The organism is Paenalicyclobacillus macrosporangiidus (assembly GCF_900116805.1).
In the GTDB taxonomy this organism is placed as follows: domain Bacteria; phylum Bacillota; class Bacilli; order Alicyclobacillales; family Alicyclobacillaceae; genus Alicyclobacillus_H; species Alicyclobacillus_H macrosporangiidus.
In genome coordinates this window covers 1-12728 of record NZ_FPBV01000036.1, presented here as the reverse complement: position 1 = coordinate 12728, position 12728 = coordinate 1, and the positions used below count along the sequence as shown (strand labels likewise).

16 protein-coding genes are annotated in these 12728 nt (G+C 56.8%); 7 read left to right on the top strand and 9 right to left on the bottom strand.

Going from position 1 to position 12728, the window contains the following annotated elements:
• Positions 1–99 precede the first annotated feature (99 nt).
• Positions 100–324 (bottom strand): carboxylesterase family protein, encoded by a 225-nt coding sequence (locus BM357_RS20810; protein ID WP_083430653.1) that lies wholly within the window; start codon positions 322–324, stop codon positions 100–102.
• Between the two features lie 529 nt (positions 325–853).
• Here BM357_RS20810 and BM357_RS20390 point away from each other — a divergent pair.
• The 6 genes from BM357_RS20390 to BM357_RS20380 all read left to right on the top strand — a co-directional run bounded on the left by BM357_RS20390 (position 854) and on the right by BM357_RS20380 (position 5033).
• The gene (locus tag BM357_RS20390; RefSeq protein WP_245784077.1) at positions 854–1372 is read left to right on the top strand and encodes a hypothetical protein; all 519 of its coding nucleotides are present in this window, start codon (positions 854–856) and stop codon (positions 1370–1372) included.
• Positions 1373–1418: 46 nt separating this feature from the next.
• Positions 1419–1646 carry a hypothetical protein gene (locus BM357_RS20385; protein ID WP_245784076.1) on the top strand — a complete coding sequence of 76 codons (228 nt, stop codon included), beginning with the start codon at positions 1419–1421 and terminating at the stop codon, positions 1644–1646.
• 93 nt (positions 1647–1739) lie between these two features.
• Entirely contained in the window at positions 1740–3197 is a 1458-nt protein-coding gene (istA, locus tag BM357_RS17505) for an IS21 family transposase (protein ID WP_245784078.1), read from the top strand.
• Positions 3197–3958: an IS21-like element helper ATPase IstB gene (istB, locus tag BM357_RS17500; RefSeq protein ID WP_074956533.1), complete on the top strand. Its 762-nt coding sequence runs from the start codon at positions 3197–3199 to the stop codon at positions 3956–3958. Before istA ends, istB begins: the two co-directional genes overlap by 1 nt.
• A gap of 110 nt (positions 3959–4068) precedes the next feature.
• A complete protein-coding gene (locus BM357_RS17495) occupies positions 4069–4371 on the top strand; it encodes a Mu transposase domain-containing protein (protein ID WP_245784075.1) in 303 nt (100 codons plus the stop codon).
• 131 nt (positions 4372–4502) lie between these two features.
• A complete protein-coding gene (locus BM357_RS20380) occupies positions 4503–5033 on the top strand; it encodes an ATP-binding protein (protein WP_245784074.1) in 531 nt (176 codons plus the stop codon).
• An 83-nt stretch (positions 5034–5116) separates the two neighbouring features.
• Here BM357_RS20380 and BM357_RS17485 read toward each other — a convergent pair whose 3' ends face one another.
• The 8 genes from BM357_RS17485 to BM357_RS20800 form a co-directional block, all read right to left on the bottom strand.
• Positions 5117–6241 (bottom strand): NAD(P)/FAD-dependent oxidoreductase, encoded by a 1125-nt coding sequence (locus BM357_RS17485; protein ID WP_083430652.1) that lies wholly within the window; start codon positions 6239–6241, stop codon positions 5117–5119.
• Positions 6234–7772 (bottom strand): FAD-dependent oxidoreductase, encoded by a 1539-nt coding sequence (locus tag BM357_RS20805; RefSeq protein WP_074956531.1) that lies wholly within the window; start codon positions 7770–7772, stop codon positions 6234–6236. The genes BM357_RS17485 and BM357_RS20805 overlap by 8 nt, the downstream gene beginning before the upstream one ends.
• Positions 7773–7774: 2 nt before the next feature.
• Entirely contained in the window at positions 7775–8119 is a 345-nt protein-coding gene (locus tag BM357_RS17475) for a (2Fe-2S)-binding protein (protein ID WP_074956529.1), read from the bottom strand.
• Entirely contained in the window at positions 8109–8810 is a 702-nt protein-coding gene (locus BM357_RS17470; protein ID WP_245784073.1) for an ABC transporter permease, read from the bottom strand. The genes BM357_RS17475 and BM357_RS17470 overlap by 11 nt, the downstream gene beginning before the upstream one ends.
• 131 nt (positions 8811–8941) lie before the next feature.
• Positions 8942–9823 (bottom strand): ABC transporter permease, encoded by an 882-nt coding sequence (locus tag BM357_RS17465; protein WP_074956527.1) that lies wholly within the window; start codon positions 9821–9823, stop codon positions 8942–8944.
• Positions 9810–10964 (bottom strand): ABC transporter ATP-binding protein, encoded by a 1155-nt coding sequence (locus BM357_RS17460; protein ID WP_074956525.1) that lies wholly within the window; start codon positions 10962–10964, stop codon positions 9810–9812. The genes BM357_RS17465 and BM357_RS17460 overlap by 14 nt, the downstream gene beginning before the upstream one ends.
• A 67-nt stretch (positions 10965–11031) precedes the next feature.
• Complete coding sequence (locus BM357_RS17455) at positions 11032–12138, bottom strand: ABC transporter substrate-binding protein (protein ID WP_245784072.1); 1107 nt, start codon at positions 12136–12138, stop codon at positions 11032–11034.
• Between the two features lie 162 nt (positions 12139–12300).
• Positions 12301–12522: a UTRA domain-containing protein gene (locus tag BM357_RS20800; RefSeq protein WP_425426567.1), complete on the bottom strand. Its 222-nt coding sequence runs from the start codon at positions 12520–12522 to the stop codon at positions 12301–12303.
• 90 nt (positions 12523–12612) lie between these two features.
• On the opposite strand from BM357_RS20800, the gene BM357_RS20795 reads away from it, so the two are divergent.
• The coding region (locus BM357_RS20795; protein ID WP_139234767.1) for a transposase at positions 12613–12728 on the top strand (116 nt) is incomplete at its 3' end.

Here is a 12728-nt window from a genome sequence, read left to right as displayed (position 1 = left end):
TACTAGTTGGTTGCGTCACTTTCTAGTAGACACGCACGGTGGCTTCGTCGTCAATTGTGAACGACGGATTTTACACCACTACTTGAGACTTTAACCGAGTCAGTCGCCCAGAAATTTCATCGATGGACTTTCAAATTGCAAAGATGCTGGGCCGAATTTCTTCGCTAGCCTCACACCCGCCCAAGGTTCCGGTCTTTGTGGTGCACAAAATCTGAGAGAATTAGTGGGCGGGGCTGCATAAGGTATGCCTTTCCAAACACTAACCCCCCCTTGTCGTTCACCCTCCACTAATCCAAACTGGGTTCTCACCAAGACCTTCGACATTTCACCGCCCCCGTATTCTTCATGAAATTCGACGGACAATAAGGCGCTTTCAATAGAGCGCTTTCACAAAGCGATTCAATGCCATTTGTACACCTCAAGCAGAACAATATAGAACAATGCATAGCTAATGCTTTAACTATCTTGATATGCTTGATGACTGAAGCGACCTTAACAAAGTGCCGTTAATGTACTGATTCTTGTTCGAATTTTATCATTCGAAACAGTCTGTAGTCAACATTTAGACGGATATAGTTGATGCATTTTAATCATCAATATCGTGTGCAAAGGTGAGCATAGTGAACCAGCATGGTAGCGGCCCGTGTCAACATCGGATGTAAACTCCCCAATAGCAGCGGATAAGAGTTCCCCAAAATCACCGGCGTAAATTCCTCAAAAAATCACCGGCGTAAATTCCTCAAAATCATCGGGATGAATTCCCCACCCCTGTGTCGAATTATGGCACCTGCCTTCACTCCAGGGGAGGTGCCGATGATGAGGGAGAGTGAGAAGATGGAAATCAGGAAGCTGTATGGGGGGCGTCAGCATCTCGGAACTGGCCAGAAGATTCGGCCACGACCGCAAAACCATTCGTCAGGCTGTAAGTGAACCCCGGCAGCAGCAGGAGGAGGGTGTAGTGAAGTCGCATGGCCGGAGGGTGAAGGGGCACAAGCTGGAGCCGTACAAAGCCTACGTGGAGCAGCGTATGCGTATTGGCGTCCTCAATGCGGAGCGAATCTTTCGTGAGATCCGGGAGCAGGGATATACCGGTGGCATCACCGTGCTGCGCGAGTTCATGCACCCTCTCCGACCGGTTGTCTCTGCCAAGGCAACCGTGCGGTTTGAGACGGCTCCGGGGGAACAAGCGCAAATTGACCTGGGCGCATTCCCCCACCTGGACCCGCAGGGCCATCGGCGAAAGGTATGGTGCTTTGCCATGGTACTCGCCTACTCCCGCATGCTCTACCTCGAGTTTATCAAAGCGGCGGACCAACTGCATATCCTCCACGCGCTCCGGAACGCGCTCGAGTTCTTCAAAAGTAATTCTTAGCGACAACTGCTCCCCGCTTGTCGTGGCCAACGATGGTCATGGTCATGTGGACTGGCAGCCCGCGTACATGGACTTCGCCCAATACTACGGATTCTTGCCCAAGGCTTGTAAACCCTACCGGAGCCGCACCAAGGGAAAGATTGAGCGGCCCATCGGGTATATCCGGTCCAGCTTCTGGCCGGTATCGTTCGCGGACCTGGACGACCTGAACCGGCAGGCCGCCGTCTGGCGTGTGTTTGCTAACGTAAAAGTTGACCACGTGGGGGTACATTGACAACCAAAAAGTTGACCACCCCGGCACCTCTTTCCTGTACCCTGGAGTTTGGTCCGAACTCTGGGGGGACAGGAGGAAAGGAATGTGCTCGAGATGGTCGACAAGGAGTATATCAGAAAGCGGTACTATGTGGACGGGTGGTCGATACGTAAAATCAGCCGGCAATGCCAAGTGTCGCGACAAACAGTACGCAAGATACTGGCCGACGCTGATATCCCCAAGTATCGATTGACCAAACCCCGCTCCCGCCCGGCTATGGAACGATGGATCCCCGTCGTCGAGTCCTGGCTTAAGGAGGAGGAGAAGGCGGGAGCCCCCAAGAAACAGCGGTATGTGTCCTCAAGAATTTACGATCGGCTGCAGGAGGAGTACGGCGAGGAGTTCACCGCGGCTGAATCCACCGTCCGGTACTGGGTAAGCAGGCTGAGGAAACGCAGGCAGGAGGTGTATATCCCGCTGACTTCTGACGCCGGTGAGCTGGCACAGGCCGACTTTGGGCGAGTCGTTGTGAAGATAAACGGCAAGAAGACGGAGATCAGCCTGTTCGTCATGCGGTTGCGGTACAGCGGCGTCATCTTTGCCTGTGCCTTCTCTACGGAGAAGATCGAAGCGTTCCTCGAGGGTCACCGCCGCGCGTTCGAATGGTTCGGCGGCGTGCCGCGCAGTGTTCGCTACGACAACCCCAAGACCGCGGTCACCAAGATCCTGGCCGGCCCCGCCCGCGAGGAGCACGTGCTGCTGTCCAACCTGCGTGCCCACTACCTTTTCGACAGCGAATTCTGCCGCCCCGGTGAACCACACGAAAAAGGCAGCGTAGAAAACGGCGTTGGTTACGTCCGCCGTCATACGTGTGTTCCCGTTCCTGACGTAGCCGACCTGGATGCCCTGAACGACCTGATTCTTCAGTGGTGCGAGAAAGAGCGTGGCAAACGGTGGTCCGCTTGGGAGCAAGAGCGGGCGGGGCTGCGTGCGCTGCCGGAGCGCCCTCACTGTTGCGCTACCACACGGCCCGTCACGGTGAACAAGCTGTGTCTCGTCAGCTTTGACCACAACCGCTACTCCGTCCCCAGCATATACGTGGGCAAGACGCTGCTGCTGAGGGTGTATGCCGAGCGGATTGAGGTGCTCGACAGGGAACGGGTGGTGGCCAGTCACCCCAGGAGCCACGAGCGTCAACAGACCATCATGGACCTCGGACACTATCTGCCGGTTTTGGCTTACAAACCACATGCCGCCACGCACGCGGCGGTCGTACGGCAGTTACCGGAGGTGTACCAACGCATCCGGGTCCGGATGGCGAACAGCAGACCGGATGGATACAAGGACTTCGTAGCCATCCTCATGCTGCACCAGGTCTGGCGAGCGGAGGACATTCTGCGAGCGATTGAGGAAATTGGGCCGGATGTCGTCACAGCCGACCAGATCAAGCGGCATCTTCTTCACACCTCACCGGAATCCGCGGGCATCGTGCCAGACAGTCTGCAAATGTATCGCCTCGCGCAGCCCAATCCGTCCAGATACGACGCACTGACGAAAGGGGTGGTCCACTGATGTCTGACGACGTACACGCGGCCATGGTGGAGATCTACTGCAAGGAGTTGAAGATGCCGGGCTTACGCAAGGCGTACGCGGCGCTGGCAAGGGAGGCGGGAGTGCACAGCCACTCCCCCGTCCAGTACCTTGCCGCCTGCCTCGCCGAGGAGATTGAGTCGAGGAAGGCCAGTCGGCTGCAGACCTACACCCAGCAGGCGCGGTTTCCTGCCCACAAGACCCTGCAGGAGTTCGATTTCACCGCGATTCCGACGCTGCAGAAGCAGCGGATTGTGCACCTAGCGGGAGGAGACTTCATTCGGGCCAAGGAAAACGTGATCTGCATGGGCGCTAGCGGAACGGGCAAGACGCACATTGCGATAGCCATCGGGCTGGCCGCCATCTCAGCGGGCTACAGAGTGCGGTTCATCACCGTCATGCAGCTGGTCCAGGAGCTCTTACAGGCAGAGTCAGAGTACCGACTGCCCAGATACCTTCGGACGTGGGACAAGTACGACTTGGTCTGCTTGGACGAGTTGGGGTATGTGTCCTTAACTCAAGGCGGGCCACTGCTGTTTCAGTTCTGCGCCGAGCGTTACGAGAAGGGCAGCATCCTCATCACGACGAACCTGGAGTTCGCAAAATGGACGGACGTGTTCCACGACGCGACGCTGACGACAGCACTCCTCGACCGACTGACCCACCACTCCCACATCCTGCTATTTGAAGGCGAATCCTACCGGTTCCGAGAGAGCCAAAGACGAGCCGCAGCCCAGCTGTAACGAGGATGTCAGGCCTCCGCCAGGCACCAGACTCGCTACGCCAGGGGTGGTCAACTTTTCGATTAGCAAAGTGGTCAACTTTTCGCTTGACAAACACATGGCGGGATACGGTGGCCAATGTTCGCATCCACGGCACGACGCGGGAGCAACCGCTGGTGCGGTTTCAGGCCGAAAAACTACAGCCTCTGCCCAAGAGCCGGTACACGCTGGCGTACGCTGACATGCGCAAGGTCATGAGTGATTGGCGTATCTCGTGGAACACGAACATGTACACCGTTCCGTGGCGGTATGTGGGCCACACGGTCCTGGTCAGGGAGTTTGAGTCGGGTAGCCTGCAAATTGAATACGGAGGGCAAGTCATCGCCGAACACCGAGTCCTCTCTGGCAGGCACCAGGTCTCCACCAACCCTTAGCACTTCAAGGGCATCCCGGTTGGGACATCCCATGCCGAGCGAGGCAAGGTACCAGGAGTGTAAATTGGGCCGGACGTTGAACAACGGGAGCTGTCTGTGTACGAGCTGATTGCGATAGGAGGTCAGGTGCAATGAGCGAGGCGTTGGTTCTGGCCAAGGCTGAGGAGCAGTTGTTGGAGCTGGGACTAAAGCGAGCCGCGGCGGTGTTGCCCGCCTGTGTGGAGTGGGCAGCGGGTCACCAGGCGACATATGCCGAGTTCCTGCACAGGCTGTTGGAGACCGAGCAGGAAGAACGATACAACCGTTACATGCACACTAGACTCCGGATGGCCAACTTCCCGTACTACGCGGCTGTACATCGTTCTGGACAATTTTTCACCGCAAAACATGAGCGTGTCCGGAACTGGGCGGCCGAAAACAATGTGGAATTGGTCTACACCCCGACGCACGCATCGTGGCTGAAACGGATTGATTGCCATTTCGGCCCGCTGCGCAAGTTTGTGCTGAGTGGCAGCAACCATGAAGACCACAAGGCACGTGCTGACTCAATTTGGGCATATATTTGCTGGCGCAATAAACACCAGCGGAACGCTCGCTTCCTACGAGAGAAAAAGAAGATAAAGGTTGCCCGAAGGGGCACTACCACTGAGGTCCCACTTTGATCAGCGCTCCTTGCGGGTCTTGATATGTATGTGAATCAATATATCATTCAACGAATAAGGGCTCGGATACGAGCCCTCGTTGTTCATGCAAATCGAGTTATACTGTACTCATGGATCGAGATAGATGTTTCCCCATCTAAGATAAGTTCAGCCATCAACGTCCCCACCAAGGGTGAGAGGGTATAGCCGCTGTGCATGGCCGCCACGTACAAGCCGGGGTGTCCCGGGATGGAGCCAAGAATCGGCAGTTCGTCTTTAGGCATTGCCCGTAGCCCCGAAAATGCACGTACAAGTTGGACATTTTCCAATGCAGGGACATATCGTACCGCCATGCTTGCGGTCTGACGAATCACATGTAGCGTCGTGCGACGGTCAAACCCGACTTCCTCTTTGGAGTAACCAATCAGCATCTCGCCGTTTTGTGTTTGCCGCAATCCGCTCATGGTGTACCTCAGTAGAGGTTGCAGCGGTTCCGTGACAAGTATCTGGCCCCTCACCGGGCGTACGGGAATGTGTATGCCAACCATGCGTCCGATTTGTTCTGACCAAGGGCCAGCCGCCAATACCAGTCGCTTGCACGAAATCACACCCCGTTCCGTCGAAATGCGGAAGCCTCCCTGGCCCTCCTCGATGGCCAATACTGGATTGTAAAAACTATAACGCGCCCCATGTTTTAGGGCAGCTCGACGGTATGAATCGACCAGCCGCAAGGGATTGACGTTTCCGTCGATGGGGCTATACGTAGCGCCTATGATGTGCGGCGACAGATTCGGTTCCTTGTCCAGGACCTCGTCACGGCTTAAGAGTTGAATGCGAATCCCCCGAGCCGTATGAGTCTCTATCAACCGCTTGGCGCGCTCCATGTCGGCCGCATTAAAAATTGGCGATATACCGCCCGTGCGCTGGTACTCCACGTCCCCGATGCGCCGCTTGAGGTGCGGGTACAGCTCGGCACTGAGCATGCTGAATTCGGCATATGACGCCGGCGTCTTCGTGTGCACCCAAACCCAGGCCTGGGTCGATCCGGAGGTGCCAGAGAGCGGATAGTTTTTGTCGATCACCATTACATCATGCCCACGCTCGGCAAGGTGAAACGCGATGGTGTTACCAACCACGCCCGCACCGATGATCACTGTGTCCGCATCTCCGGGCACGTTCGACCCATGTTGGTCCAGACAGACTATTGCCTGACGCTCCCGCTCATTCATGCTCTTCCACCTCGCTCAACACCGATCGGACAATCCCATCGCCCTCCTCTGAATCAGCCAACGCTCCCAGCAAGACGGGCCGGAGCGGAAATCGAACGTTTGGCAGCGGGATGGCGTCTACAGGGGTATTCAGTAGGGCAGACATCTGTTCCAACACTAGCGTCCGACACTCCCGCCACTGGCACACCCCCATGCCGCACCGGGTCATACGCTTGACATCGTCCGGCGATCTCGCACCCTGCTGCACACACATCCGAACATCGTCCACGTTAATGTCTTCGCATCGGCACAAGACCGTCCAGCTCTCGACTTGGCGAACTGTGGTCCGATGTACATGAGCTCGCCCCACACCCGACCAGCCGTCCCTGCTCCAGGCGTTCCCTTGGATCCCTTGATTGGTAGTGAAAGCTTGGAACAATGTCGTTCGGGCGTCCCGTCGAGCAGGAGTTGACACCTCAGCGACACTATGCCACATAGGCACCTTCCTGTGGCCGCCAGTCGTAGCCGCTGATGCAACACTCTCACCCGCGATGCGTCCTGTATAGTACTCCGCCATAGGTGTATCCGCACCCGCGGCGCCCCCGGCAGCGTAAATCCCTGGGATCGTGGTCTGCATGTCAGGCCCATAAACGGGCGTCCACCCCCCGAGAGGCAGGGCATAGACGAATTGCACACCGGCCAGTTGTAGGACCTCGAGCGCTGGAGAATGAGCGTGACACACGACCACCAAATCACACGGGACCGTCTCAGTCGCACCATCTTCGCGGTGAACCACCATTACCTCTCGAACATTAGGTTGACCGTGCGCAGCCTTGATCACCCAATCAGGGCGCACGTACAAGCGCGGCGGAATCTCATGAAGTGAGTTCAGCAAGACCTCCGATCCTGAACCCTCAATCCCCGTTCGTTCTCCGGACCGTTCGGCTAACCCGGCCAGATACACATCAAGAGCCACACGAACACCCGCGACCTCCTCGGCGGGGTGATCTGCTCCTACTAAAGTAACCCACTGGGCACCGGCCAGTAGCAATTCACGCGCCGTCCACAGCGCCTCATCCGTCAGCCCCACTATGACAACCCGACTTCCCGGCAGGACTCTATCCCGCACGATGAGGCTCCGTACGGCATCCCCAGTCATGACCCCTGGCCTTGACCAACCGGGAAACGGAAGCGACTGCGCCCGTGCCCCTGTCGCCACGACAATGGTCGTGGCTTCCAGCTCGCAGACACATCCATGGGGAATAGCTACCAAACGACCGGAAGTTACTTCAATTACAGGAGTGTTAACGTAGACCTCGCACCCGAATGACTTAACCTCATGTGTTAATCGCGACACCCATTCGTACAACCGCACGGGGCCCTCCGGCCCAATAACCCATTCGGTCCGGCAGGCTGCGCGTCCACCGAGCACCGGCATCTCCTCAAACAAGGCAACCCGCAATCCGGATTGAGCCGCCTCCTTCGCAGCTGCCAAGCCTGCGATGCCACCCCCCACCACGGCAACGTCAACAGATGGGTTCCTTATTGCCATGGTCATACCCCCTCTCCACCGTACGGACGGTCGCTGGAGGCCCTGGGCACCGACGGATCGCCAAGCTGAGCCTGAACAGACATGCCCTGCTTCACCAGGATGGCACACGCCTTAACGCGTGACCACCCGTTGACCGTCACCAAGCAGTTCCCGCACCAGCCACCGGCACAGAACACGCCGCGGGCTTCACCCTTACTGCGGCTGGTGCCGAGTGTCCAAACCCCGGCCGCCATCAGGGCACCAGCCAGCGTCTGACCTTCGTAGGCCGTGACGGCATGCCCATCATACGTAAAGGTTACCGGTGTCTTGTGCAAATCTGAGAGAATCGGGTGGGTTTCAATGTGCATGAACTGTCCCCCGCTTTGTTGTGTGGGTTTTGGATACACCGAACGCTTGACCAATGCCAATCACACGTTCCATGGCAATCATCATCACGAGGCTAAGGAGGACCATGACCGAGGAGATGGCAGTGACAACCGGATCATAGTTGTACTGCATATAATTGAACAGCCGCACCGGAAGCGTCTGCACATCCGTACTCACGACGAAGAGTGCAACGGTCAAGTCGTCAAACGACGTAACGAAGGCGAAAACAGCGCCCGCCATCATCCCCGACCGAATGAGTGGAAGCGTGACCTTCCAGAAGACCTGAACAGGGGAGGCACCAAGGTTCGCGGCGGCCCGCTCTACGTGACTGCTTTGGAATTCTTGAAGCCGGGCCATCACTAACCGAACGACGTACGGAAAGGCGATGATGAAGTGGCCAATGATAAGCGACCAGGAACTCGCGGCAATCCCAAGCGTCGAATACCACTGCAACAAGGCGATACCAAGAACAACGGAGGGGATCAGCAACGGAGACGCAAATAGCGCGTTCCATATTCCCTTTCCGGGAACAGGATAACGATGAAGCGCCAGGGCGGCCAGTGTGCCGAAAACGGTGCATCCGACCGCTGTACCCACGGCAACCGCGATGCTAAGCCACAAGGACGAAATGAACTCGGGATGGTGAGCGAACAGCTCCCCGTACCAACGCAAGGTCAAGCCCCTCGGCGGAAATACGATGTAATTTGTCGTCGTGAGCGATGACAGTAGAATCACTAGGATGGGTGCTAACAGAAAGAGATAGACTACTACGGCGTACACCATGCTCAACACACGCCTGCCACTCACCACGATGTCACCGTCCCTTCTGTGCGCCCTCTGCGCCCTCTCAGAACGCCAGCATAAATGAGCAACAGAAGCATGGTGACCACGATTAGAATGCAGCCGATTGCCGACCCATATGGCCAATTCATCACCGACACCACTTGGTCGTAGGCCAGCTCGGACATGACGGGTACGCGCGGACCGCCGAGAATCGACGGTGTCACAAATGAACTCGCGGTCAGGCTAAACACCATCACAGCGCCTGCGGAGACACCGGGCAGCGTCAGCGGCAGCAGGACGCGCCGAAACGTGTACCACTTCCCTGCCCCCAGGTTCGCGGCGGCTCGGACAATGGCGGCATCGACGTTTTCGAGGCTCCCGAGAATCGGCAGTACCATATAAGCTAGGAAGACGTGCACCATGCCAAGGTCTATAGCGAATTCGGTGTACAGCATAGTGGGTGTGCGCAGACCGAGCACGTGGAACAGATTTGCCACCGGCCCTTGGGTTCCGAGCAAAATCACCCACCCATACGCCCGAATCACCATGCTGACCAGCAACGGCGCAAGCAGAAACAAGATGAGCCAACTGCGCGTGCGGCCCTTGGTGGCAGCCAGCACCATTGCCAATGGATATCCTAAGATCAGGGTTACGACGGTGGTCACGAGACTGATGCGGATGGTTCGCCACAACACTCCAAGATAGTACGGATCACGCAAAAATTTAGCATAATTCTGCGTCGTCCAGCGATCGCCGACGCCCGATGTCTGACTGTAGTTGTGCAGGCTTGTCAGCAAGACGTGCAACAGTGGGATGACAAAGAACAGTGTAAATACTAGGATCGCCGGTAACACGAGCAATCCGCCGGTCGTCCAGGTATAGGTTCGTTTATATACCAACATCCACACCCCTTCTGGCTCCGACCACCCGATTCGAAAGGGGCTCCCGCTCCGGTTCCAGCTGAGACCTCCGCCTCACCACGAACGCCTGATCCGGATGCCACGACACCACGGCTTCCTCACCTACTGTGAGCCCGGTTTGCCGCTCCACCGTTTCCACGGTAAACCACCCGAGTTCCGTCCGCACGCCGTACCGGCTGCGCGCACCCAGAAAGGTCACGCGTTCGATCCGGCCCGGCAGCGACTGCCTAGTGCTGTCAAGGCTTGTGCCCGGTGTATGGATCTGCATGCGCTCCGGACGGACATACAGCACCACGTCGACTCCGGAATCAATCGAAGAATCACACATCCCGATGAAGACTTGTCCGGTTACCGTCTCGACCCGCACTCGGCCATGTTCCACCCGCCCCGAACACCGCCCGTTAATCGCGTTCACCTCTCCGATAAAGGTGGCCACAAATTCGGACGCGGGGCGTTCATATATCACGCGCGGGGGACCTAATTGCTCCACGACCCCCTGATGAATGACCGCAATCCGATCCGAAATCGCCATGGCCTCCTCCTGATCGTGAGTGACGAAAATGGTCGTGATGCCGACCGCGCGTTGGATCTCAAAAACCTCTTCCCGCATCTCCTGGCGCAACTTAGCATCGAGGTTGCTGAAGGGCTCGTCGAGCAACAGTACATCCGGCCGGATCACCAGCGCCCGCGCCATGGCGACACGCTGCTGCTGGCCGCCGGACAACTGCCGCGGGTAGTGACGTTCATACCCGGTCAAGCGCGTGAGTTGAAGTACCTTGCGCACTTCCTCCTCAATCACCGCTTTGGGCTGCCTTCTCAGCCGCAGGCCGAACGCGATATTCTCGTACACCGTGAGATGGGGGAACAGGGCATAGTTTTGAAACACCATGCCCATGTTCCGCTTGTGCGGAGGAAGGGAACCAATGGATCGCCCGGCCAGGCGAATCTCCCCGCCGTCCACGGAATGAAAGCCAGCAATCATATTCAGGATGGTCGTCTTCCCACAACCAGACGGCCCTAGAAAACACATAAGTTCTCCGCGTTCCACAGCGAGACTGACGCCGTGTATAATTTTGCGCCCATTGAACGACTTTTCGAGCGATTCGAGGACCAGGTGAGACACAATACCTCCCTCCCTTGTCTCCCTTTCCGTAGACAGCCCAACTCAAACCGTAAGGAGACAATGTTGCTCAGTGCTGAGTCTCGATCTCTTTGTTCCACCGGTCCGTCCAGGCTGCCCGGTTGGCATTGATGGTCTTCCAATCCATCTTGACCAACTGATTGATTTCCGAGGGGCCGTAGATTACCATCTTCGACAGTTTGTCATCGAGCGTGGTGGACTTGTTCGTCGGGCCCATGTACACGCTCTGCGCGATGACAGACTGGTTCTTGGGGTCGAGCAGGAAGTTCACAAATTCTTGAGCTAACTTCTCATGTGGTGCGTTCTTGACGACATTCCCCGTGGCGAGCAGCGCCACCGCTCCCTCTTTCGGAAAAACAAACTCAATCGGAAATCCCTGGGCCTTCAACGTGTTCACGCGGCCCTGTCCCCAAACGGAAGCGACGGCCGTCCCTTGCAAAAAGTAGTTGGATACATCCGCCGTCGTGTCAAACGTCACGGAACTCGGCGCGATGGTCTTCATGGCGGAAAATCCAGGTTCGATGTTCGACTCGCCACCCCCATTTACACGTGCTTCCATCACAAGCATGTGGACACCATATGTGGTTACGATGGACGGAAGGACGAGTTTGCCCTTAAACTTCGGATTCGCCAGATCTTTCCACGAGGTAGGCGCCGGCCAGTGATTTTCCTGAAACACCTTGGTGTTGTAAGCAATTCCGGTAGCGGTGATGCCAATGCCCACTCCGACATTGTCCGGGTCCTTCGCGATGTCGTACACACTGCCCAAGTTTGTCACCACGGCTGGATCTAGTGGTGCCAGAAGACCAAGCTCCTTGGCCTGCGCCTGCGGACCATCATCCAAGAGCGCAACATCAATCTGGGGATTCGCCTTCTGGGCCTGAAGCTTCGCAAGAGTCGCCGTCGACGCGCCGGCGATATACGTCACTTTGCAGTGGAATTGTTGCTCAAATTCGGGTATCACCGATTTCTCAAGACCGTTTTGAAAGGAACCACCATAGCCCGCCACCACCAGTACCTGCTGCCCACTAGCCTGGCTTCCGCCACTCTGATTACCTGACGGAGTCCCAGCCCCCCCTGACGAGCCGCATCCTACGACGGCAGCCAACATGGCCAATACGCCTACCCATAACCCCGCTCGCTTCCACATCTTCATGTCCTCCCTCCATCATGTTCCTACCCAAGTGCATTATCCCCCTCATTTCATATCCGTGACACCATCTCATCGCGTAGGAGGATAGTATTTGCCCTCCGGTCTATCCCAACGATGCGATACCCCATCGATCCTTTTATGGTTCAACCTCGGTTACATGAGGGGCTATCGGTCAATCGAATACTGAATATAGAACCTCCGAATGTCACTTCGAATGATGAAGCGTGCTAACTCTACCGGTACACGGCCCGATGTGTACGACAAGCGTTCCCACAGAAACACTGGTGTTCCAGACGCAACATTGAGTAACGATGCCTCGCGCGACGTCAGGGCGTGCGGTTGAAGATACATCTTCGCGTCTACCAATCGAACACCTCGAACTCTCATATGGTGATAGATGATGAGTGTCTCCATATACTTGCCCCAGAGTCAACCCAGACAGAAGGGATGGGTTAAGATGAAGTAGAGGTGTTTGTGATGCCAGGACGTAAGTGGACTGTGGACGAGAAGATGAACATCGTGCTCGAGGGCATGATGCCCGGTGCCAACATCAGCGAGGTATGTCGGCGGCATGGCGTGGCCCAGAGTCTGTA